At 69.3% G+C, this 23,020-nt stretch carries 19 protein-coding genes and 1 pseudogene; 7 read left to right on the top strand and 13 right to left on the bottom strand.

All coding sequences use genetic code 11. From position 1 onward, the window contains the following. Positions 1 to 33: 33 nt before the first annotated feature. From fxsT to ABZ441_RS17645, 8 genes are all read right to left on the bottom strand, one after another. Positions 34 to 4,365, bottom strand: coding sequence for an FxSxx-COOH system tetratricopeptide repeat protein (fxsT, locus tag ABZ441_RS17610; protein ID WP_358974374.1), 4,332 nt, complete (start codon positions 4,363 to 4,365; stop codon positions 34 to 36). Then, the gene (locus ABZ441_RS17615; protein ID WP_358974377.1) at positions 4,365 to 5,417 is read right to left on the bottom strand and encodes an AAA family ATPase; all 1,053 of its coding nucleotides are present in this window, start codon (positions 5,415 to 5,417) and stop codon (positions 4,365 to 4,367) included. The genes fxsT and ABZ441_RS17615 overlap by 1 nt, the downstream gene beginning before the upstream one ends. Continuing rightward, on the bottom strand, positions 5,414 to 6,919 hold the full coding sequence (locus ABZ441_RS17620) for a hypothetical protein (RefSeq protein ID WP_358974380.1): 1,506 nt from the start codon (positions 6,917 to 6,919) through the stop codon (positions 5,414 to 5,416). The genes ABZ441_RS17615 and ABZ441_RS17620 overlap by 4 nt, the downstream gene beginning before the upstream one ends. 178 nt (positions 6,920 to 7,097) lie before the next feature. Further along, positions 7,098 to 8,105 (bottom strand): LacI family DNA-binding transcriptional regulator, encoded by a 1,008-nt coding sequence (locus tag ABZ441_RS17625; RefSeq protein WP_358974383.1) that lies wholly within the window; start codon positions 8,103 to 8,105, stop codon positions 7,098 to 7,100. A gap of 204 nt (positions 8,106 to 8,309) precedes the next feature. Then, positions 8,310 to 9,479, bottom strand: coding sequence for a pectinesterase family protein (locus ABZ441_RS17630; protein WP_358974386.1), 1,170 nt, complete (start codon positions 9,477 to 9,479; stop codon positions 8,310 to 8,312). Beyond that, entirely contained in the window at positions 9,476 to 10,270 is a 795-nt protein-coding gene (locus ABZ441_RS17635) for an ATP-grasp domain-containing protein (RefSeq protein ID WP_358974389.1), read from the bottom strand. Before ABZ441_RS17635 ends, ABZ441_RS17630 begins: the two co-directional genes overlap by 4 nt. 152 nt (positions 10,271 to 10,422) lie before the next feature. Then, positions 10,423 to 11,379: an arabinan endo-1,5-alpha-L-arabinosidase gene (locus ABZ441_RS17640; RefSeq protein ID WP_358974653.1), complete on the bottom strand. Its 957-nt coding sequence runs from the start codon at positions 11,377 to 11,379 to the stop codon at positions 10,423 to 10,425. A gap of 229 nt (positions 11,380 to 11,608) precedes the next feature. Continuing rightward, positions 11,609 to 12,796 (bottom strand): cytochrome P450, encoded by a 1,188-nt coding sequence (locus ABZ441_RS17645; protein ID WP_358974656.1) that lies wholly within the window; start codon positions 12,794 to 12,796, stop codon positions 11,609 to 11,611. 361 nt (positions 12,797 to 13,157) lie between these two features. Here ABZ441_RS17645 and ABZ441_RS17650 point away from each other — a divergent pair, with 361 nt between their 5' ends. The 3 genes from ABZ441_RS17650 to ABZ441_RS17660 all read left to right on the top strand — a co-directional run bounded on the left by ABZ441_RS17650 (position 13,158) and on the right by ABZ441_RS17660 (position 16,618). Continuing rightward, entirely contained in the window at positions 13,158 to 13,805 is a 648-nt protein-coding gene (locus tag ABZ441_RS17650; protein WP_358974392.1) for a 3'-5' exonuclease, read from the top strand. Positions 13,806 to 13,814: 9 nt separating this feature from the next. Then, positions 13,815 to 14,390 (top strand): hypothetical protein, encoded by a 576-nt coding sequence (locus ABZ441_RS17655; RefSeq protein ID WP_358974395.1) that lies wholly within the window; start codon positions 13,815 to 13,817, stop codon positions 14,388 to 14,390. A 260-nt stretch (positions 14,391 to 14,650) separates the two neighbouring features. Further along, positions 14,651 to 16,618 (top strand): family 43 glycosylhydrolase, encoded by a 1,968-nt coding sequence (locus tag ABZ441_RS17660; protein WP_358974398.1) that lies wholly within the window; start codon positions 14,651 to 14,653, stop codon positions 16,616 to 16,618. Positions 16,619 to 16,687: 69 nt separating this feature from the next. Here ABZ441_RS17660 and ABZ441_RS17665 read toward each other — a convergent pair whose 3' ends face one another. Both ABZ441_RS17665 and ABZ441_RS17670 read right to left on the bottom strand, forming a co-directional pair. Continuing rightward, positions 16,688 to 17,380, bottom strand: coding sequence for a hypothetical protein (locus tag ABZ441_RS17665; protein WP_358974401.1), 693 nt, complete (start codon positions 17,378 to 17,380; stop codon positions 16,688 to 16,690). A gap of 111 nt (positions 17,381 to 17,491) precedes the next feature. Then, positions 17,492 to 18,118, bottom strand: coding sequence for a proteophosphoglycan 5 (locus ABZ441_RS17670; protein WP_358974404.1), 627 nt, complete (start codon positions 18,116 to 18,118; stop codon positions 17,492 to 17,494). A 184-nt stretch (positions 18,119 to 18,302) separates the two neighbouring features. Between ABZ441_RS17670 and ABZ441_RS17675 the strand changes: the two genes are divergently transcribed. Then, positions 18,303 to 18,569: a hypothetical protein gene (locus ABZ441_RS17675; RefSeq protein WP_358974407.1), complete on the top strand. Its 267-nt coding sequence runs from the start codon at positions 18,303 to 18,305 to the stop codon at positions 18,567 to 18,569. 106 nt (positions 18,570 to 18,675) lie between these two features. Then, positions 18,676 to 19,050, top strand: a complete 375-nt coding sequence (locus ABZ441_RS17680) for a hypothetical protein (protein WP_358974659.1) — start codon at positions 18,676 to 18,678, stop codon at positions 19,048 to 19,050. 179 nt (positions 19,051 to 19,229) lie between these two features. On the opposite strand, the gene ABZ441_RS17685 is transcribed toward ABZ441_RS17680, so the two are convergent. Further along, the gene (locus tag ABZ441_RS17685; RefSeq protein ID WP_358974410.1) at positions 19,230 to 19,802 is read right to left on the bottom strand and encodes a helix-turn-helix domain-containing protein; all 573 of its coding nucleotides are present in this window, start codon (positions 19,800 to 19,802) and stop codon (positions 19,230 to 19,232) included. Positions 19,803 to 19,894: 92 nt separating this feature from the next. Here ABZ441_RS17685 and ABZ441_RS17690 point away from each other — a divergent pair, with 92 nt between their 5' ends. Continuing rightward, positions 19,895 to 20,614, top strand: coding sequence for a hypothetical protein (locus ABZ441_RS17690; RefSeq protein ID WP_358974662.1), 720 nt, complete (start codon positions 19,895 to 19,897; stop codon positions 20,612 to 20,614). Positions 20,615 to 20,667: 53 nt separating this feature from the next. Here ABZ441_RS17690 and ABZ441_RS17695 read toward each other — a convergent pair. Together ABZ441_RS17695 and ABZ441_RS17700 are read right to left on the bottom strand one after the other, a co-directional pair. Beyond that, positions 20,668 to 20,769 (bottom strand): annotated as a pseudogene (locus ABZ441_RS17695) (IS5/IS1182 family transposase); the annotation flags it as partial. Positions 20,770 to 20,786: 17 nt separating this feature from the next. Beyond that, positions 20,787 to 21,221 (bottom strand): SUKH-3 domain-containing protein, encoded by a 435-nt coding sequence (locus ABZ441_RS17700; protein WP_358974413.1) that lies wholly within the window; start codon positions 21,219 to 21,221, stop codon positions 20,787 to 20,789. Between the two features lie 547 nt (positions 21,222 to 21,768). Here ABZ441_RS17700 and ABZ441_RS17705 point away from each other — a divergent pair. After that, positions 21,769 to 22,671: a hypothetical protein gene (locus ABZ441_RS17705; protein ID WP_358974416.1), complete on the top strand. Its 903-nt coding sequence runs from the start codon at positions 21,769 to 21,771 to the stop codon at positions 22,669 to 22,671. The last annotated feature ends 349 nt before the right edge of the window (positions 22,672 to 23,020 follow it).

Here is a 23,020-nt window from a genome sequence, read left to right on the forward strand (position 1 = left end):
ACGGGGCGTGTGACTGCTCGGTCCTTCGCGACGTCACATCGGCAGTGGAGTGATGTCGCACTCGATGCGCTGGTGGAGCCTGGCCGCGGTGTGCCAGGGGTGGCTCGCGCCGAGCAGGCGGGAAAGGCCCTGTGCCGCCGAGCGGTTGAGCCGGTCGGCCTCATCGGACTCGCCGAGGCCGCGGCGGTCGAGTGCCAGGTTCGCCGTGCAGGCGAGTGTCAGCGGGTGCTCGGGCCCGGCGGTCTCCGTGAGCTTGGGGAGCAGATCTGCGTCGGCGGCCATGGCCTGTGCGAAGTCCAGTCGCGCGTAGTGGTCGTTGGCCCGGCACATCGCCGCCGTCAGCGTGCTGATGTGCAGCGTCCCCAGGGCGCTCTCCAGACCCTCCAGCGCACGGGTGTCCAGCGCCTCCGCCCGGTCCGTGTCGCCCTGGGCCCGCAGGGTCGCGGCAAGGTTCACCCTGGCGAACTGGGTGTAGGGATGATGGTCGCCGAGCACCTTGAGGTACGCGGACAGGGCCTGCTCCCCCAGTTCGCGGGAGCCGACGAGGTCGCCGTGCAGGCGGCGTTCGACCATGGCGTGGACTGCGGCGCACAGCGCATCGGTGTTGTTCAGGCCGTAGCGGCTGGTGAACCGCTCGAGGGTCTGCTCGGCGAGTGCGGCTCCTCCCTCGACCACACCGGCCCTGCGCCGGCACACCGCGAGATTCAGCGCCGCACGGATGGTGGCCGCGTTCGTCTCACCGAAGTGGGCGACGTAGGGGAGGTAGTTGGACTCCTGGAGTGCGCGGGCACCCAGGTAGTCGCCTGCCTCACGCAGGTCGATGGCCAGGCCGTTCAACGTGTTCAGGGTGAGCCCGTTCACCGGTCCGTACAGCAGTTCCCTCTGCCGCGCGGTCTCCTCGTCGATCTCACGCGCGAGTGCGAAGTTCCCGTTCAGCCGCAGCGCCACGCCGTAGTCGTGAGCCGCGCTCAGCGTCGCGGGGTCCTCGGGACCGAACAGGTCGCTCGCCCGGGTGAACGCCTCCTCGGCCAGCACGCGCGCCTGAGTGAACTCACCCTGGTGCCGTAGCGCGCCGGCCATCTGCCACATGGAGTCGATGAGTTCCTCGTCGGGGATCTGCGCCCCGCGTGAAATGGCCAGGGCCCGCTCGTTGTGCACGATCGCCTCACCCGGGCGCCCCAGCAGCCGTAGGTAGAAGCCGAGAAGCTTGGTCATCCTGATGACGTGCAGGTCCTCGTCACCGGACTGCGCGCGCCACGCGGACCAGGCCAGCCGGGCCTGGGCCGCGCCCGATTCGTGCGCTCCCCAGTAGTAGAGGAAGAACACCATGTCGTAGACGAGGTCGCGGACCCACGCGTCGGAGCTCTCCACCGCTCCGGACGCGATCACGTGCGGGAGGATCGCCTGGTAGGCGGGCCACTGGTCGGGGGAGGCGGGGGCACCGGGCTTGGCCGTGGTGAGCAGCAGGTGGGCCGCCCGCGTCATCCTGGCCCGCTCCTCGGGGTCCATCCTGGCCACGATCACGTTCTGCATCAGCCGGTGCATCTGCAGGGTCGCGGTCTTGTGGTCCAGCCTCACCAGGGACAGCTTGCTGAGGTCGCGGGTCGCGCGGGCGAGCAGCAGGGGGTCCCGCAGGACCGGGTCGAGTTCGGGAGTGACCTCGACGTTCCGGCCGCCCCGGAAGAGACTGAGCGGGATGGGCTCCGGCGCCATGCAGGCGCAGATCTCCAGGAGTTGGCGTGCCGCCGGATTGTCCTGCGACAGACGTCCCAGGGAGATGTCCCAGACCGCCGCGACGGGCAGCGGGTAGTCGGGGGACGGATCGAGTTCGAGGATCTCGGGGCGGCGCTCGTCCAGCAGGGTGAGGTACTCGTCGACGGGCATTCCGGTGGCGGCGTGCCAGGCGCCCGCCTGCTCGACGGCGAGGGGCAGGTCGCCGAGCGCCGCGGCGAGCCGGTCGGCGTCACGGGAGCTCAGGCCGCGGGCGCGGCGCTGCAGGAGCGCGATGCTCTCGTCCCGGTCGAAGACGTCCACGCTCAGGGGCGTGGCGACGCGTTCCCACTCACGGTTGCGCGAGGTGACGATGATCTTGCCGGGTCCACCGTTGGGGAAATAGGACCGGACGGCCTCGATGTCCTCGGCGTTGTCGAAGACCAGCAGCCAGTTGTCGAAGGGCTTGCCCGTACGGAGTGCCTCGCGCACGGCGGGCACCGCGGCGTTGGCCTGCGGTCCCACCTCCAAGCCGAGGCTCCGCGCGAGGTCGGCGAGCGCCCCCAGGATCAGGTTCTCCTGCTCCGAGGGGATCCACCAGATGACGTTGAACTCGCCGCTGTGGCGGTACACGTACTCCACGGCGATCTGCGACTTGCCGACACCGCCCATGCCGTGCAGCGCGTGCGGGAGGACCGCTGTGGTCTCGTCCTCCCGCAACTGCCGCTCCACGGCTGCCAGAAGACTCTCCCGCCCGGTGAAGTTCGGGTTCTTCGGTGGCACGTTGCCCATGATCTTGGGCTGGCCCGTGCGGACGAACCGCAGCTCCGGCGCCGTCGTGTGCGTACGCTCGTCGACCCTCCGGGCATCCGGTTCGGTGTCTACGGGTGGTGTCGTCGGCGACACAGGTCCTCCAGGTGGAACCGTCGATTGCGACGGGGAAGCGGGGCCGTTCTCATTCACATCAGGTGCCTCTTTATCATCTCTTGTCCCCTCTGTCGGCGCTCCCGCGCCACGCGACAGCCCCTGGTTCAACTGCGCGGCCCGGCGCCGGTACGGCAGGCCTCCAAGTGCCCGGAGCACCGCCACCTCGATGCGCACCCAGGCCGGCCCCCCTGCACGGTCGGGCAGCGCCGCGCCGACCGGGTCACGCAGGGCCGCACGCAGACGTATCCCGTGGTCACGACCGGTTCGCGACTCCGCCAGCAGGCCGACCGCCTGGGCGAGTTGGGTACGGCTTCCGGTGGCGAGCAAGGCTTCGCGTATGCCGTCGGCGAAGTCGGGTCCACCCTCGCCCTCCCGGTCCCAGTCGATGAGGCCGCCCATCAGCACCTCGGACAGGTGCTCCGGGCGCGTCTCGGGCAGAGCGCGGTCCCGCAGTTCCTCGATGACGTCGAACCGCACCGGCGCCACGGCCAGCAGCACGGCGAGCTGTCGGGCGAACGGGCTGGCCAGTGAGAAGAACCTTCGTACGGCGTCCGCCGCCGAGCGGGGCCCGTCGAGCCTCGGCGTCCGCAGGCCGGGGGCGGGCACCCCCTTGGCCATCGCCCCGGCCAGTACGACCGGAAGCGCCCGGCGTACACCGCGTTCCCCTGTGACCAGGTCGGCCCAGGCCCTGAACGAACCGGGGCGCAGGCTGAGCACGGGTACAGCCACCGATCCGTCCCCGGTGCCGGGCAGGACGTGTGCGTGCTCGGGTACGCCCTGCGGTGGATGGCACAGGACGTGGCGGTTGAGCGATCCGAACCCGGCAGCGTCGAGCCGCGCGCGGAACGGGTAGACCGAGGACCGGTGGCGGAGATACGGCGGCAGGAGATGGACCAGCGCCGTCGGCCCGGACGACGCGAGCCGCCCCAGCAGTTCGTCGGCGCCGCCCTCCGCCCACCCGGGTGCCAGCCCGTCGGTCACGACGAGAAAGAGCCGTGACCCGCGACCGTCGAGCAGCTCGGCGGGGTCGGCGCGCCGGTTGCCGGGCCAGCGCAGAACGGGTGCGTCCCCGCCCGGCAGCGTGACGTCGACCGTGCGGACGTCCCGGAAGGCACCACTGCGCACCGCTTCGTCGGACAGCCGGCGGAGGGAACTGCCCCACACGGCCATGGTGGGCGCCCTGTCCACGAGCAGCATCAGATCGAAGGCGCGTTCCTGCACCGGATCGAGGTAGGGGATCCACAGTCCGTCGATGACACCGTTCTCCGCGGTGCGCGCCTCATCGAGCTTGCTCTCGCGGCGCGAGGGGACCCGCCGGCCGAAGCCGCGCAGGGCCTTGGCCAGGCGCAGCGGCACAGCGGGGCGGGTGGGGCGCGTCTCGTGCGGAAGAATCGATTCCGGCAGGTCCTGGCGGCTCTCCTGGAGGCCGCTGACCTCGGCACCGTGAAGGTTCGCACCACCGCTTCGGATGGGCACGATCTCCGGTGACCCCTGCTCCATGGGCGGGGCCGCGACATCGGATGACAGCTCTGCCGAGCCGTCAGGTGAGCGTAAGGGGTCCGGCTCCTCCCCTCCGTCCGTGCGGGTGCCGGCCCGATGCCATGCCGCCGCCAGCCATACGGCGTCGGCGAGGTCCTGCCAGCTCGCTTCGCCGTCCGCTTCCCGAAGGTGGCCGCCGCTCGGCGCGGGCTGCGCGTCCGGGGCGCGTTCCCGTGGCGAGCCGTGCATCAGCGGCCTTTCGAGAGGTCGCGGAGGAGCGTCTCGAGAAGCTTGAGCCCGTCGCCGTCCGTGCGGAACCCGTGAGCCGTGGTGAGCTGCACCGCGTTGAGCAGCTGGTCGACGGACTGGGTTCCCCCGCCGTCCAGACGCCTGACGAAGTCGTCCACGAGGTCGTCGATGCCTTCGGGACGCCGGCCCAGGTGGCTCACCACGATGGAGACCAACTGTTCACGGCTGGGCGGACGCATCTCCAGCGGCAGGCAGCGGCGCCGGAAGGCCGCCGGGAACTCGCGCTCGCCGTTGCTCGTGATCACGACGACGGGGAACTCCGAGCACTCGACACGGCCGGCCCCGATGACGGCCCGGCCCTGTGGGTCGTCGGTGAAGACGGACACCTCGGCCACTTTGGCGCGCACCAGTTCCGGGATCTCGTAGCTGCCGTTCTCCAGGACGTGGAGCAGGTCGTTGGGCAGATCGATATCGCTCTTGTCCAGCTCGTCGACGAGCAGCACACGAGGACGCTCGTACGCGAGCAGAGCCGTCCCCAGCGGGCCGAGCGTCACAAAATCCCCCAGGTCAGGGGCCCTTCCCGTTTCACTCTCCGGTTCGGCGGCGCCCTCGGCCCGCCAGGCGGCGATGGCCTGGGCCCGGCCGATGGCGTCGTACTCGTACAGCCCGCCGCGCAGCGTGGTGCGGCTGACGATGCTCCACGGCAGCACCCGGCCCAGTCCCAGTTCCCTCGCGATCAGGTAGGCGAGGGTGGACTTGCCGACCCCGGGCGGGCCGGTGATCAGAAGGGGGCGGCGAAGCAGGAGGGCGGCGTTGACCGCGTTGATCTCCTCCTCGCGTAACTGTGGGCCTTCCTGCACGGTGCCGAGCCGGCGCAGCGCCGACTGCGAGTCGTCGGGCGGAGGTTGCTGCAGAGGGCTTCCGGAGAACACCCGCCAGGGCGGCGGCTGCGGCAGCTGCGGGGCGTCCCCGGCAGGAGGCTGCCCCGTTGCGTGGAACACCCTCCAGGAGGGGGGCGTGACGGACTGCGCCACCGAGACCTGCTCGGTCATGCTGTCAACTCCTCGCAGTCGACCAGGCGGTTGGGGTCGTCCCATAGAAGTGCCAGATGTTTTCCGAGGGACCAGTGGTCACGGTTCATCCCCTCGGCCTTCTTGCGCAACGCGCTGACCTTCGAGGGGATTTGTGAGGGTGGGTGCGCCAGCAGCAGCGTCAGCACCTCGCCGGACAGCTCGGGGCTGTCCGTTCTCCGGTCCCATGCTGCAAGGCCCACCCCCTGAGCGATCGCGGTGACGAGTGCTTCCAGACCGAGGCCGGGCAGTGCGGGTACGTCGAGAATGACCGCGGTCAGACCTGGATCCGCTATCAGCTTGGCACGCCAGCGGTCGAGCCGCTCACCCTCTTCGCCGTGCCAGCGGTACGACTCGGCCACACCGGCGTTCCTGAGTTGTGTCCAGCGTTCCCGCCACAGAGGCAGATATCCGTCCCTCCGGGCGGCTCTCATGCGTTCGAGCGACCTCAGATGGACGTGGTAGCGAAGGCTGATCGGCAGCGGGTCACCACTCCAGGTCCCCATCTCCAGCCGGGCCACGTCGTGGTTCATCAGGGAGAACGGCAGGACGAACTCCACCTGCGGAGTCGGTTCGCTCTCCGTCACCGGCATTCCCGCCCAGCGCTTCTGACCACGCCCGATGGCTCGCTCGACCTCGTCCGCCAGTCCGTCGAGGGTCGTGCGGCGCACCTCACCGGCGACGGGCTCCCAATAACCTGGCGCGGCGTTGACCCAGTGACGTACGTGGATATCGGCCGAACTGTCGTCCGCGGGCTCCACCATCACGACGAGGCAACGTGCCACTCCAGGATCAGCCGTCGGCAGGGCCGCGATCGCACGCCTGCGCTCCCCCAGCGCCTGCACGGCCTCCGGGCCGACCTCGCGGGCCCATGTGTCCGACCACTCCCTGAGCTCTTCGCGCAGCGCCGTCTGCTCCAGGAACGCAGTGATCTCGACCAGTACGAGCGCCGGCGGCAGACCGTCGGCCTGGGTGTTCACCCCGCACAGGTGGTCGAACCGCTGGGCCGGTGTCTGCCCGTACGGGATGTCGACACCCAACTCGTGGTTGAGCAGGGCGTGCAGCCGGCCGTCGTCGACGCGCCGCACGTCGGCGAGCAGCCGGTGGATCTCGCGCACCGATCTGTCGGTGAAGTCGGGCGAGCCGCCGGCGCCCGTCCCGTCGGGCTGGACGGCTTCCGAGAGCCGGGTCAGATGGGCAGCGCATTCGGGTCCGCCGATGACGCCCGCGGTGAAGGCCAGGGCTCCGAGGCCCGTTTCGTACCGCAGGAGGTCCCTGACGAAGAACAACATGTCGGCACGTGGATTCTGTCGCCGGTAGGTGAACTGCGCACCGAGCTGTTCCGCGGCGAAGGCGATGAACTGGGCGCACTGGTCGCGGTCGGTCACGAAGTCCTGCACGCACAGGAATTCGACCAGTCTTCCGATGAGTTGCGCCCTGGTCTCGTCCGGTTCAACCACTCCGGGCAGCCCGTGCACCACCACCGACCACCCCCGTCGAGTCGGTAACGCCGTTATGACAGACCGTGAAGTTATCACGCCGGATCTTCAGCAACCAGGCTCAATCCAGGCCCTGTTGAGCACCTGCTCCGCATGCGCTGGGGCTGCGGGACAGCACGCCGGGAAAGGCACCACCCGGACGGGTGAACGCGCGACGCCCCGCTCAGACCGGCGCCGGCCCGGAACTCGCACGCACCGTCAGGACGGGCTCCAGCAGTTCCACTTCGTCCGTACCCCGGCCGGCGAGCTTCGCGACCACCTGTTCCACCGATCTGCGCCCCATCTCCTGCGCCGGAATGGCCACGGAGGTGAGCCGTACCGATGCCTGCGTGGCGACCTGTTCGGGGCAGATGGCCACGACGGACACGTCCTCCGGCACGGCACGCCCCTGCTGCTGGAGCAGGTTGAGCAGCGGCTCGACGGCCGACTCGTTCTGGACGATGAAGCCGGTCGTACCCGGCCGCTCGTCGAAGATCCGGCCCAGCGTGCCGGCCATCGCGGCGTACCCGCCCTCGCAGGGGCGGTGCAGGATCCGCATCCCGGCCTCCTGCGCCTTGGCCCGTATGCCGTCGACGGTCCGTTCGGCGAAGCCGGTGTGCCTCTCGTAGACGGCGGCGGCCTCGCCGATCACCGCCACCTCCCGGTGTCCGAGGCCGGCGAGGTGGTCCACGCAGAGCGCTCCGGTGGCCTCGAAGTCGAGGTCCACGCACGTCAGCCCGGAGGTGTCGGCGGGCAGGCCGATGAGAACGGCGGTCCTGCCGGAATCACGGAGCAGCGGCAGCCGTTCGTCGTGGAGTTCGACGTCCATCAGGATCATCGCGTCCGCCAGTGAGCTCCCCGCGATCCGCCGTACGGCAGCCGGGCCCTCCTCGCCCGTGAGCAGCAGGACGTCGTAGCCGTGCGTACGGGCGCTCGTGGCGACGGCGATGGCGATCTCCATCATCACCGGCACGTACATGTCCGTGCGCAGCGGCACCATCAGCGCGATGATGTTGGACCTGCTGCTGGCGAGGGCACGCGCACCGGCGTTGGGGTGGTAGCCCAACTGCTGGATGCTGTTCTCGACCCGCTCCCGGGTGGATGCCGAGATCGACCGCTTGCCGCTGAGGACATAGCTCACCGTGCTCGCGGAGACTCCGGCGTGCTGGGCGACCTCGGCAAGCGTGACCATTCGGCTTCTCCCTCACAGTGGGCGACCGCAAGGGAGAGCGGGTGAAGCGCTTCGACAGCGCCCTGCTGTGCTCCCCTTCGCACTCTGACATGCACAGACAGTATCGAGCCTAGACTTGCTCACAGGTACTGTCCAGAGTGGAGTCGAAGCGCTTCGACCGGCCGCCGGTCGTCGTTGTCGCTGTTCCACTGCCGCCACCGTGTCTCAGGACGCCGAGGGTGTCCAGCCTGCCAGCCAGTCGGCGGTCTCCTGTTCGGCGGCCTGGGAGTCGGTGAGCTGTGGCCGGTCGCTGCTCGCCCGGCCGGATCCGGGCCCGGTGTTCCGGTACTCCGCGAAGCGGTCGTCCTTCCACGAGAAGCCGCTCATGTCCGTCCACGGGGCGGACCTGACCGCCGAGCTGAGAGTGGTGCCGCGGAAGGTGGCCATCGGGTCGAGCGAGGCGTCACCACCCGCGTGCCACGGCCGGCCGAGATGGAAGGACGACGCCGAGACGTCACCGTTGACGGTCGAGCCGGTGATCAGGAAGCCCTTGCGGTCCGCGGCCGTGCTGGGGGCCGCGATGTATCCGCCGGAGCTGCCGTCCCACCGCTTCTTCAGGGTGATGACCGACTTGTCGATCACCGCGGTGGCACGGCCGAAGATGAAGTCCACGTTGCCGGTGACGTAGGAGTTGGACATGTAAACACGGCCGAGCTTCGCCTTGGACGCGGTGTCGAGCAGCAGGGTGTCCTGGTCGCCGGTGACGATCACGGAGTCGAGGAAGACCTTGTCAGCGGCGGTGCGCAGGGCCACGGCCTGGAGCCCGCTCATGTTCTGGTTCGCGGCCTCGTCGAAGTCGTTGGAGATCGTGAGGTTGCGGGCCTGGAAACCGTCGGCCTCGGCCGCGACGGTCGCACTGCCGCTGGTCCCGTAGGTGCCGGATCCGTCGGGCTTCCGGGTGCCCGAGGCGTTGTCGTAGACGATGACGGTGTCGTTGCGGCTGGACCCGCTGCCCTGGAGGGTGACGTTCTGCTTGGTCGAGGGGATCTTCACCAGCTCGCGGTAGGTGCCCGGTTTGATGGACACGACGACCCGTGCGGTGTTGCCGGAGGGTATCGCGTTCACGGCCGCCTGCACGGTGGTGTACTGCCCGCTGCCGTCCCTGGCGACGGTGAGGGTGGTCGCCGCCTCGGCACCGGAGGCCGTCCCGAAGGTCCAGACCGAGGCGACGGCCAGGAGCGCCGCCCCTGCCCTCGTCACGTGGCGCGGTCCGGGGTGGAGGTCGCTGTGTCGTCGTCGCTCGGCTGCCATGGCTATCCGTTCGTCGGGGAAGAGGTGGGGTTCCGGGCAGTAGTCGCCGCAGCCCTCCCGAAGGTTGCCGGGTGCCGGTGTCACGTGCGCCGGAAGCACGCGTCCCTCGCACGAACGGCGGCTCCGGGGCCCGCGGAGCGGAGCACCACGTCGAGCGCCCGGGCGGGGTCGGCGGCGTACACGTTGCTGAACCAGGCCATGTTGGCCTCGACCACCGCCCACCGAGCGTCCCCCGCGTCGTCGCCCCCGCGCATCAGTCCGACGTCGAGCACCACCCCGCTGGGCCAGGTCTCGGCTTGCGCCGCGGCAAGTCGCCGGGCGAACTCGCGTACGGCGGGCTCATCCGGGTGGCCCGCGAGCGGCGCCGCGTCGAGCCTGCCGAAGGTGGCGTACTGCGAGCCGGTGCGTATCTCCCCGTCAAGCACGTGAAGTCGGAACTCCCGCACCCAGGAGACCACTTCGCTGATCTGGACGACGGGATCGCCCTGAGGTCCCGAGGGGGTGCGTAGCGCGTTGCCGTCCGCGTACACGGCGGCCGGGAAGCTCTTGTCGGTGGGCGGCTTCACGAAGAGCGGGCCCGGGCTGCGGCGGGCCTCGCTGAGCGGTACGCACCGGACGTGGCGTCCGGTGAAGGCGTGCGGCAGTGCGCCGAGCCAGCCGTCGCCCGGTTCGAGCAGCGCGATCCCGAGGGGGCCGGCGACCCTGTCGGCGAAGTGCGGACCGCCGTAGTAGTGCGCCCGGGTGTCCGGGGACCGCGGAGCGAGGTGGGCGCCGCGCGGCAGGACCGTCACGTCCATGCCGCGCTCGCGGGCCGCTCGGGCCAGCAGGGTGGCAGTGGTGGAGCGGTGCGGGGCGAGGGCGAGGAGATCGGCCATGCCGCCGCAGCATACGGGCGCCGGTGCCCGTGAACCGCGGCGGACCTGGACCGAGCCGGGGTCTCGGGCGGCCGGTACGAGCTCGACGGGCGGCCGGGACGAGCTCGAACAGGCGACAGGTGTGGTTCAGCCGGCTCCCCTGTCGCAGGGGGTCAGTAGGCGACGGGCCATCCGCTGCTCCAGTTCAGAAGGTTGACGCCGAGCTTCGGGGTGCCGTTGTCCTGACCGTCGTAGTAGTGGTAGACGAGCAGGTCGCCGTCGGAGTCCGCCAGGACCGACTGGCCGCCGGGCCCGATGTAACGTCCGTGGGACTCCATGACGGGCGTGCCGCCGTTGCTGAGCATGCCGACGCCGTTGCGGTCCTTGTACGGCCCGGTGACGCCGGTGGCCCTGCCCACCTTGATCTTGTACGTCGAACTGGTGCCGGCGCAGCAGGTGTCGTACGAGGCGAAGAGGTAGTAGTAGCCGTTGCGCTTCACGATGGAGGGCGCCTCGACCGCCTTGGTCCCGGTGGGCCGGGCGGCCAGCGAGCGGCGGGTGGTGTCCCCGGCGTACTGCTTGCCCGTGGACGGATCGATGCGGATCATCTTGATCCCGGTCCACCAGGAACCGAAGGACAGCCACCACTTGCCGTCGTCGTCCACGAACAGGTTGGGGTCGATGGCGTTGTAGTCGCTCGACGAACTCGATGTGTACACGATTCCGTAGTCGCTCCAACTGCCGGCCTGCCCGCTGGTGGAGGCGGCCAGGCCGATGGCCGACGTGTTGGAGCCGAAGGACGAGACGGCGTAGTACATCAAGTACTTGCCGCCCCGGTACGAGATGTCCGGGGCCCAGGGGTCCGATGCCGAGGAGTAGTTCTTCCACCAGCCCGGCTTGGTGGTGAAGGCGTTTCCGGAGCGGCCGAAGGCGGTGCGGTCGGCGGAGGTGCGCAGCTGCAGTCCTTCGCCGGTCGAGTAGAGCAGGTACTGGCCGGACGAGCTGCGGACCATGCTGGGGTCGTGGACGACGATGTCACCGTTGACCGTGCCGGGGTTGGGGTAGGCGGAGGCGCTGCCCGGCACGAGGGCCAGGAGGAGCGCGGCGGGGAGTACGGCGAGGGTTCTCATCGGAGTGCGGTTCACGAGGGGGCCTCCTTGAGGGCCGGGGGTGGGGAGTCCACTCGGCAGTCGTCGCCGTGACCGCATCGGTTGCCGTGCGCCACCCGCATTGACCGAGAATTCGCACGTCGCGCGAAATACCGAACAGGGTTACGCGCAGGTCGCGTTGCGACATCGGGGCCGCCGGTGCACACCGTCACGCGCGGGCGTGCACCCACCGGTTGCCGGCCGTCAGTCGTCAGCCATGGAGCAGGACGGGGAAGGCCTCCATGTCGTTCTGCGTCATCACCGGCAGCTTGCGGATCTCGTCGTCGGCGATCGCGAGCCGCAGCCGAGGAAAGCGTCCGAACAGCGCGGGCAGCGCGATGCCCGCCTCGACCCGGGACAGCGCGGCGCCGGGGCAGATGTGGGGCCCATGGCCGAAGGTCATGTGCCGGATCGGGGTCGGCCGGGTGATGTCGAAGGCGTCGGCGTCGTCCCCGTGGTGGGCGGTGTCGCGGCCGATGGCGCGGTAGGAGATCACCACGCCCTCCCCCTCGGCTATGACCTGGTCGCCGACCTGGATGTCCTCCGTGGCGAACCGCATCAGCAGGTGGGTGGTGGGCGTGTCCCAGCGCAGGGTCTCCTCGACGACCGTCTCCCACGGGATCTCCCCGTCCAGCACCTTGCGCAGTTGGTCGGGGTGGGCGAGGAGTGCCCGTACGGCGTTGAGGATGAGCCCGATCGTGGTCTCGTGGCCCGCGGCCACCATCGCCTTGAGGTTGCCGACGACCTCCTCCTCGGTGAGGGGCTCACCGCCTTCCTCGGCGAGGATCAGCGCGCTGGTGAGGTCGTCGGTGGGGTGCGCGGTCTTCTCCCGTACGAGCACGGCGTAGAAGACGTCGAGCTCGGCCAGCAGCGCCAGCCGGTCCTCCTGCGGGGTGAGCATGGAGAAGAACGCCTTGTACTGCCGGGTCAGCATGGGGTGCAGCGCCTCGTCCACCCCCATCAGCAGCCCGACCACCTTCATCGGGAGCGGCTGGGCGAAGACGGTCTTGAGGTCGACGGCCCCGTCCTTGCCCTGTTCGGCGAGTGCGTCCAGCAGGTGCTCGGTGAATCTCTCGATGTCCGGGCGTATCTCCTCCAGCCGCCGGGGAGTGAGGGCCTGGGAGGTCTTCGTCCGCAGCCGGCGGTGCTCCGAACCGTCCACGGTGAACATGGAGCGTCCCGCGTCGATCATGCCGATGAGCGGCCAGGCGTGGGTGACCTTCCCGCTCTGCCAGAGCCCCCAGGCGTCCAGGTCCTTCACCAGGCGTCTGTCCATCAGGAGTTGGCGGGCCTCCGCATGCCGGGTGACGGTCCAGGCGGGTACTCCGAGGAGCTCGATGCGCGCGAGCGGTACGGAGGTCCGCAGCTGTTCGGTCTCACCGTCGAGGTCCTGGACCATGGGGTCGATGACCACGGTCGCGTAGGGGCAGTTCACAGCTGGTCTCCTTCGTCTGTACGGGGGCGAACCGGCCGGGAAGGGGCAGCGGTACTCGCCGTGGGGGGCCGAGCACCGGCGGGAACGTGGAAGGCGGACCCGCTGAGTGGCACGGGGGCGGTCGCGGTATGCGCGGGACAGCCGCCGGTCATAGGGGTGGTCGTCATCGTACGGACTCCCGGAGACGGCTTCGCGCCTTGCGGCCATACGCTCAACGCGGCACCAATATAGAGGGGTTGGGTGGAACTTCGGGGAGTGACAGCGACACCGGCGACCGTGGAAATGGAGGTGCCGGAACCCTGCGTGCACACCTACTCTCACCCCCATGCGCCACGGGCCCTCCCTCCTGAACGTCATCGATGTCGAAGCCACCTGCTGGGACGGACAACCGCCGCCCGGCTCCGTGAACGAGATCATCGAGATCGGCCTCACCGTCGTGGACCTGTCGGCGGGGAGCCGTTTGTCCCGCCACCGCGTCCTGGTCCGCCCCGCACGGTCGGCGGTGAGCGACTTCTGCACGGAACTGACCGGACTGACGCAGGCCGAGGTGGAACGGGGAGTCACCTTCGCCGGTGCGTGCCGGATCCTCGTCGAGGAGTACGGTGCCGGGGAGCGCCCCTGGGCGAGTTGGGGCGAGTACGACCGACGGCAGTTCGCCCGGCAGAGCCGGGCCGACGGGGTGGCCTACCCGTTCGGCTTCCCGGCGGAGCGCACCCACACCAACGCCAAGGCCGTCTTCACCGAAGCCTACGGGCTGCGCAGGAAACCCGGCATGGACCAGGCTCTACGGATCGCCGGTCTGCCGCTGGAGGGCCGCCACCACCGCGCCGGGGACGACGCGTGGAACATCGCCGCACTCGTCCTCGATCTGGCGGGCCGCGGGGCGTGGCCGGGGGCGGCCACAACCGTCCGGCTCACGCTTCCACGGGACCGTCCGGAGCTTGATCGCCGAGGGTCACGGGGCGGCCCGTAGGCTCGTCCTGTGCACAGAGATCACGATGACGAGCCCGTCTTCAGACGTTCGGAGTGGGGGACCACCCGATACGTCTACAACCCACGCAACCCGATCGGCCTCACCCTCATCATCGGCTCCGTGCTGTTCGCCGCGGGCGCCCTCTACCACCTCCGCGCGAGTTCGTCGTGGAGTGAGGGCGAACTGCACGACGCCGTGCACTCCGCGGCCCGGACGCTGGAGGCCGAGGACCAGAAGTTCGCCTCCTGGACGGGCGGTTACAGCAGCATGATCCGGGACGCGATCGAGGACAGCGGCGAGGGTCCCTCGACCGGCGGCGTGGTGCGTGTCTCGGAGGTGGACGACACGTACGACCGGGACGCCGATACGACGGTGGACCGTTTCGAGGCCGGCACCGAGGACGTCGACACCGTCTACTGCCTGAGCGTGTCCCCGCCGGAGCCCGAGCCCGCGGTGACCAGCGTCGAGCTGCCCCTCACCGTCATCGTGGACGAGGGTCGCTGCGGATGGACGGGGGCGGCGTCGTCGTGGTGGGAGGCAGGGTGGACAGAGCGCCGAGCCCATGTTGTGATGCTCACGTCATAGTCATTTCCAACGTAGTACAAGGACTGCGGGCGAGGCCCGATGTGACGTGGCTTCACCGGTGCGCCCGGTGCCGCGCACGGCTCCTGCCGACCCCGTCGAACCACGCCCGCTCCGGACCCTGCCGACAGCCGCCCGCAGAAGCACGGAGCCGGACGGCCCGCTCCTTCCGCATCGCCCGCACCACCCTCGAATCCGCACCGAAGCCCTGCCATGCCCGACGCTCGACAACGTTGTCGCACTGCGAGAAGGGACTCCGCTCCATGGTGCGCACCATCCACAAGCTCTCCGCCACCCTGACCGCCGCGCTGGCCACCGTTCTGCTGGTCGGCCTCGCACCCCCTTCCGCAGGGGCCGGCCACCGCCCCGCAGCCCCGTCGGTCGGCACACCGGCCCCGAGCACAGCGGAGTCGGGAAACCCGATCGTCGACGGGTGGTACGCCGACCCGGACGTCGCGGTCTACGGCGACCGCTTCTGGATCTACCCGACCACGTCCCGCAGTTACGGCGAACAGACCTTCATGGACGCGTTCTCCTCGACGGACATGGTGCACTGGACCAAGCACCCGAGGGTGCTGGACATCGCCGACGTCCCCTGGGCCGAGTACGCGCTCTGGGCGCCCGCGCCGGTCTTCCGGGACGGCAAGTACTACCTCTACTTCGCCGCCAACGACATCCAGGACAACTCCGAGCACGGTGGCATCGGCGTCGCCGTCGCGGACCGCCCCGAGGGCCCGTACAAGGACGCCATCGGCAGTCCGCTCATCTCGCAGTTCCACAACGGCGCGCAGCCGATCGACCAGGACGTCTTCATCGACGACGACGGTCAGGCGTACATGTACTACGGCGGTTGGGGCCACGCGAACGTAGTCAAGCTCAACGCGGACATGACCAGCCTCGGTTCCTTCTCCGACGGTTCGACGTTCAAGGAGATCACGCCGGAGAACTACACCGAGGGCTCCTTCACGTTCAAGCGCGGCGGCACGTACTACATGATGTGGTCCGAAGGCGGCTGGACCGGCCCGGACTACTCCGTCTCGTACGCGATGTCGGACTCCCCCACCGGCCCGTTCAAGAAGATCGACAGGGTGCTGGCCCAGGACCAGGCGGTCGCCCGAGGATCCGGGCACAACTCAATCCTCAACGTGCCGGGCACCGACATCTGGTACATCTTCTACCACCGGCGCCCGCTGAGCGAGACGGACGGCAACCACCGGGCCCTGGCCTACGACCGGATCCACTTCAACGAGGACGGCACGATCCGGCCGGTCACCATGAAGGTCAACGACGACTTCGACGACGGGAACTCCGTAGGCTGGCGCACGTACGGCGACGCCGGCTGGGCCGCGAAGAACGGCTCCTACTCCGCCACCACGGCATCGCCCTCCGGCGGCCTGGCCGTCCAGGACACCGACTTCTCGGACCTGGTCCAGGAGGCAGACGTGACGCTGGAGCACGGCCGCAGCGAGGCGGGGGTCGTCTTCCGCGCCACGCAACCGGGTTCGGGCGCGGGCTTCCACGGCTACTACGCGGACCTCACCACGAAGGGCGTGGTCCTCGGCAAGGCGACGGGCGACGTGCGAACCCCTCTGGCGGAGACCCGGCTGAAGGGAACGGTCGGCACGACCCACCGGGTGAAGGTCGAGGCGGTCGGATCCTCCATCGAGGTCTACGTCGACGACATGACGAAGCCGAAGATCAGGACGACGGACGCGTCCTTCGCTTCCGGCTCCAACGGCGTACACGCCGCCACCCGGCAGTCGTCACAGGCCGGTACGCCGGGCGCCGCCAGGACTGTCGCACGCTTCGACAACATCTCGGTCCGGTCCGACGTGTTCAGCTTCGAGTCGGCCGACGCGCCGAACCGGTTCGTCCGCCACGCGTGGAGCCGAGGCCGGGTGGACGCCGACGTCACGCCGTACGCCGACATGCGGTGGAAGGTGGTTCCCGGCCTGGCTGACCCGGCGGCCGTGTCCCTGGAGTCGGTCAACTTCCCCGGGACGTTCCTCCGGCAGCGGGACGGGGAGGTGTGGATCGATGAGCGCACCGACGACGCGGGCTTCCGCGCGGACGCGACGTGGCGGCGAGTTCCGGGCCTGTCCGACCGGTCCCTGGTGTCCTTCGAGTCCTTCGGCTCACCCGGCCACTACCTGAGGCACCGCGACGCTCTGCTGTACGTCGAGGAGGTCACCGCCGCCGACCGGTCGGGGGCAACCTTCCGGGCCTGGTGAGCTGATGAAGGGGGCCGGCCGGGCGGCGGCCCGGTCGGCCCCGATCCCTCCGCAGCCCTCGCCCTCGGGCTACGAGGACGACTCGGCGGGCACCTTCCCGGCGCTGGACCGGGGTGCGCGGCCGGGCAGCAGCCTGCGTACCGTCAGAAGCAGTCCGACATTGAGGACGACTTCCCCGGCGTTGCCGAGCACGGGTATCTGGACGGCCGCCCCGGAGACCACGACCATCACGGCGGCGGTGACCGCCAGCAGGACGAACCCGGTGGACCGCCACAGCACGATCCCGGCGGACAGCACCACGAGTCCCGTGATGATGGCCGGCAGCGGTCCTGCGGGAGACGCCGCATCGTTCACGTAGCGCAGGGTGTCCGCCCATCGCTCCGTACGCAGCGTCAGGCCGAGGACGTCGTGGAGCACCCCCGCTGCCACCAGCAGGACCGTGAGGCCGACGGCAGCGCCCCGCACCGCCCTGCGCCTCGCCCAGCGCAGCCCCGCGTGTTCCGCCGCCGACAGTGACCAGAGCACGAGGAGGGGGGTCAGCAGCGCGTGCGCCACGAAGCGGGGGACACTCATCGTCTCCAGCAGCTGCCCGGCCCCCACCGAACTCCCCACAGCGATGACGCCGTTGTCCCAGACCAGCGCGGAACACACCAGGGTCGGCACAGCGGCCAACAGCCCTGGTGCCGAACGCCAGTAGCGCCCCGCGGACACCGCCAGGCACAACTGGGCGGCCGCAAGCACGGCGAACACCGACGAGATCACAGGACTCCTCTTCCACCTCTGCATGTATTTCAATAATCAAGATACTTGGTGACGAGCGACCCTCGACAGGCAGGGAGGGGTCCTCGCCATCTCGCCTCCCATCCCGCGTCGTCATCCCGCGCGGAACGCACAGGCCGCCGCTGCCCCGACATCCGCGTCCCAGCCGGTGTCGACGACAGCGGCTACCTGGGACGGATCGACGGCGGCATCAGCGGCGATCAGCGCGTCGACGCACGCCTGGGAGGGCTCGGGGATGCCCCGGCCGATTGTTTGCCGGGCGGTTTCCAGGACCGCCTCCCGGGTCCGTTCGGTGCTGAGCGCCGGCAGCCGGACGCTCTCGAAACCGTCCTCGAGGTCGTACTCCGCACGCTGCCAGATGTTGCCGTCGAAGCCGTACACGAAGCCGAGGAAGAGTTGCGCCTCACGCACCCTGCGCACGGGCGGCTCCCACCAGTCGGGCGCACCGGCCAGCAGGTCCGTCTCGGGCTCCTCGAAGAAGTCGGACGCCTCGGCGTAGAAGGTCTCGGAGTCGTTCCGGTCCTGCCCGAGCAGCACCGCGTGCCCCTCGTCGAGGTGGTGCAGGTCGGCCCAGCTGCCGTGCCCGTCGTCGTAGTGCCAGAGCGGCCAGAGGGCCCGGCACTGCTCGCCGTGCCCCGCGGCGGCCTGCACAGCGGCGAGTGCCGCCCAGCGCCCTCGCATCACCGTCGGGTGGGGAAGATCGAGCTGAACCAGGGACACGGTGGGCTCCTCACGCCGGTCGATTGACGGTCAGCCCTTCTGGTGCCCGGAAAGCCCCGGCCGCCACGCAGCTGACACGTTTCCGCCCGCAGGCGCGGCACTCCTCCCCAAGAGGCCGCCCCCGTGGGGAGATCGCCCCGCGAATCGGTGTCTCATCGCCCCCACAGGGGGTACAGAGGTGAGCATGGCTCTCGTGAAGCGTGTTGCTCTTGCTCCTCGTGCGGTTCGGCAGTTGCGGCGCGTCCGCTCGGTGTACGTGGCGGGGGTGCTGCTCTCCGTCCTCGGCCTGCTCTCCCTCGGCAATTCGCCGGAAAACGGCCGTCAGGCGGCGATCGCAGGCATCTTCCTCGCGGTGTTCGCCGCGCTCCTCACTCTGACCGCGGTGCAGTTGCGGCGGCACGGGCGCACCAAGCACTGCAGTACGGCGAAGAAGCTCGCCCGGATCGTTTGACATCCGCCCGTACTGCTGACTTCTCGTACCCCCTGAAGTCGTCCGCGTTCGGCGCGCCGGGGGCGCTCTCGCAGAAGCTCGCGTTCGACTGCCAGGAGGTCAAGAACTGTTCACCCCCGAGGAGAAGCTCGCCGACGCGAAGAAGCTGTTGAGCCTTCCGCGTATCGTCGTGATCTGCGGCTCCACCCGCTTCATGACCCAGATGAACGAGGCCGATCTGCGGGAGACCAAAGCCGGAAGGATCGTCGTCAAACCTGGCTGTGACATGAAGTCGCCACACGAACTTTGGTCCGATCCCGTCGAGGCCGAGGCGCTGAAGGTTCGACTCGAGGATCTGCACCGGGCGAAGATCCTGCTCGCTGATGAGGTGCTCGTGGTCGGCGACTACATCGGAGACAGCACGCGAGCCGAAATCGCCTATGCCCGCTCTCTGGGCAAGCCCGTGCGATTCACGCACCCCGAAGTCGACCCCGACGCCTGATCGCCCGCTGCCACCTCGACAACCAGGTCAGGCAGCCCGCCACCTGACCGTCTCGCGGTGGCCTCGGCCGCCGCCCACCCCACGCCCTCCGCAGGCATCCCTTGGAGTGGGGCCATCCGGACGATCGCCGCTGGTCGACCTTCGACCCGAACGACCGTCGGCCGGCTGCCGGCTGCCGGTCAGTCAGCGGGCAGGCCGAACCAGCGGAGGAGTACGGGTCGTGCGTCGGCGGGGGCGTCCTCGGGCCTGCGGGCGTAGCGCTCGAGCAGGACCAGATATTCGTCATGGAATGCGTCCAGCTCACCCTTCGTGAGGTGGCTGAGACTGCGGGAACCCCGCATCCAGCCTTCGGACTCCGCCTGTCCGGCGGTGAACTGCCGGGCGAGCTCGACGTCCTCCTCCATCCTCATCCGGTCCAGCTCGGCCGACATGGCACGCTCGGCCTCCGTCAGCTCACCCTGCGGCGGTCTGCGGATGTCGAGCCCGCGCACCCCGCGCCACCAGCGCTCCCGCCCTGTGGAGCGCTCGGGGATGTCCTCGATGAGGCCACTGCGCTCCAGCATGCGCAGGTGGTAGCTGAGCGTCCCGGTGTTCTCGCCGAGGGCGGCGGCCAGCGTGGTCGAGGTGGCCGGGCCCGCCGCACCGACGTGACGCAGGATACGCAGGCGCAGGGGGTGCGAGAGCGCCTTGAGCACCTCGGGACTGTCGACCGTGCGCCGCCCTGCGGCTTCCGTTCTCCGCTCTTTGGTCATGCCGACAGTCTATCAAGATTGCAGCTCTTTCTCTGCAGACCTTCCTCTGCAGAGTAAACTCTGCAATGCTGAGGCGCATGAAGCCGAACCGAGTGTCCTTGAATCGCACAGTCCGCCGCTTCGCACATGCTGCCGCCGGGGCTCTTATTGCCGGACTCGCCCTGGGGGCCGTGCCCGCGCACGGAGCTGAACGGGCCCCGCTCCTGAGCGAGTTCGACTTCTCCGCCTGTCCGACCGTCGATGAGCTGCCCGCGGGGGCGGACCCCGGGACCTGGCGCTGCGAGGTCATGCACGCCACGGGGCATCTGCGCATGGGCGCCATCGACGAGCCGCTCACCGAACCCATGAAGATCACATTTGCGGAAGGCCGTGTGCACGGTGAATTCCGCCAGGTCTTCGGCGAGATGACAGCTGCGCCAATCCGAGCGGGAGGCACTCCGTTGACCCTGACTCCGCAGTACGGCGGCTACTCGGACTTCCTGTCCGACGATACCCGGCGCGGCGAGTTCGACATCAAGTTCGCCATAGGCTCGGCGTACGGGCTCCCGGCCCGGCCGTCGTCGGGCTGCTCGGTGGGCAGCGATGAGGACGCGGTCCACCTGGTGCTCAAGGACACCGATCCCACCCGGGTGATATCCACGGACCCCCTGGTCGTCGCCTTCGGCGCCCAGGACGCGGAGTTCGCCGCCCCGGGCACCAGTGGCTGCGGCCCGCTGAGTCGCGCGCTCGACCGGCACCTGGGCCTGCCGTCCGAAGCGGGGGCGAACGCTTTCAACATGGATGTCACGGTGGCCATCCGGCCCTATGCGTAGCCCGGCTTCGGTGAGTGATCGTCACCCCCTGTACGCCAGTCGCGGCGGCTCAGGCCGACAGCCACCGATACCGTGGCCCCACCAACAGCGGCCTTCGCTCCGGACTCTTTCCACGCCTTGCAGTCGTTTCGGTCTCCGGGCAGAGACCGGCCGACCGCGGTATGCGAAGGAATCACAACCAGGCTGCCCGCTCGGCACGATCGGCGCCACCATCGCCATCCACCACGTAGATCAGTGCCTCGGCGAAGCTGGTGCCCAGTTCCCACAGGACGCCGGGTCCCACGGCTATGACACGCCCGCTCGCCGCCACGTATGACCTGTACTGGATTGACCACATGCCCAGAGGGCTGTAGTTCTCCCCGAATCGGCGCCTCAGTCTCTGAGCCTCCGCAGACGTGTCGATGCAGGCGTCAACAGGATCCAGGCGGAGCGACGAGGACGGGACACGATTTGGAGAACTCTCGATCGCCAGTTCGCCGAACTCTGCCCAAACCGCTGTCGCTACGTCGTTGAACTTGAAACCCGCCGCCGCGAGTTGTCGTGTCCAGGTCTCCAGATCGATCCGTCGTCCTGATCTCCACCCGGCAGTCCTGAGCGCCTTCACCACCGAGGGCCCGCAGCCCGTCAACAATCCACCGATGTGCTCTATGCGCCGACCCCGTCTCCTCAGCGAACCTGCCCCCGCACACGTCTGACAGGTATGAACCAACACATTACAGGGCGGCGCGACACGTGCCGACAGGGAGATCACTCAGGGTTGCGGCGATGCCGATGACGGCACCCATCAGCGTGCAAAGCAGAGGCATCCAGTCCATGCACCGCATGCTGGCCCAACCACTGCTGCGACACCAACTGGTGCCACGTTCCGCCATGATGATCACGGCCCTCTTGCCAAGTTCCGCGGTGCTGAGCCCGGGTCGGACCCCATCGTCCTGACACCACCCCTTGAGGCGTCCCGGCGAGCACTCAGCCGGCCGTTCGGCGACTGGTTGCCAGCCGCACTGTGGGCGCTTCGGCACCTGGAGGACGATCCCGAGTGGCTCGGAAGCCTCTTCCGGTCTCTGGAGCGAAAGCCCGCGACGTCGCGGGCGCGGCGGAAACGGCGGCCGGGACGGCCCCGTTCTCCGTCGGGCACAGAGGTACCCTGCTGGATCATGCGCATACCAGCACACCGATCGGCCGTCGGCGGCGCCGCTCTCGCAGTTGCCCTCCTGACCGCGGTCACCGGTTGTTCTTCCGGATCCGACGACGGTGACAGTGGTTCCGAGCTGCTCAAGGGGCTTGGAACCCTGGCCGGCGACACCGACACGAAGTATGTGACCTTCCTCGACGCCACCGAGGTGCGGAGGCTGAGCCACGGTGACGCGGAGCGGTTCACCTCCATTTCGCGGCCGGCGAGCCCTCTGCTGAATCCCTACCAGCCAGGCTTGCTGGGAGAGCAGTTCAAGGAGGACCAGATCGACACCGCGGTCGACACTCCCGAGGCCGGTTACTGGGAGGGGTCGTTCGACGTATCGGCGATCACCAAGTCGCTGACGTCCAGCGGCTACACGCGAGGCGAGAATGACAGCCAGGAAGTCTGGACGCATCCGGACAAGAAGGGCTCCCTCCACATCTCGGAGGACAAGATCTCCCACTCGACCAGGAACTCCGACCCCAGGGCGGTAGTCGACCCGGCGGAGGGCTCCTCCCTGGCCGACAGGAAGGAGTTCCGCCGCGCGGCTGACTGCTTGGGCGACGTCTACCGAGCGGATTTCGACCCGCCGAGTTCCACCGACCCGGTCCGCCTGTCCGCCCTGGGTCAGCAGGCGGAGTCCGCCTCGAAGAACACCGAGGTGCTCTGCTTCGTGATCAAGGACGAGGCAACGGCCAGGAAGCTGGAGACGAAACTGCGGACCGTGGTCCGGGACGAGCGGCCGAAGTTCAACGGCACGAAGGTGACCGTGGAGAAGGGCGAACAGCCCGTGGTGCGGGCCGTCGTCCCGGACACCGCCGCTCAGCGGCCGGGCCGGCTGCTCGTCAGTGACATGGAGCTGTGGATGGCCGCAGCGACATGACCGCCGAACACGTCAGATCCTGGGGCAGCCAAGGTCTTGTCGTACCGTCGCTCGACAGAGCTCCGGTGACAGGTCAGGCGGCGTATCCGAGGCGGAGAAGTCGCTGCTGTCGGAGCTGATCGAGGCGTTCAAAGCCGAGTTCGGCACGGACTTCGCCGAGGAAGACGCCTGCCGCCGGTATAGGGCGCCAGCACTTCGGCCCCGACAAGAACTTCCGGCCCAACCTGAACCTCAGCGCCCGCCAGGCCGCGTGGCGGATGATCCGCCACGAGCAGGACGTGGACGAGTAGTACACGTACGTACGCGATGGCCCCTCGCGGCGTCGGTTCGGCGCTGCGACCGGGCCATC

Source organism: Streptomyces sp. NPDC005752 (assembly GCF_040630715.1).
Classification (GTDB): Bacteria; Actinomycetota; Actinomycetes; order Streptomycetales; family Streptomycetaceae; genus Streptomyces.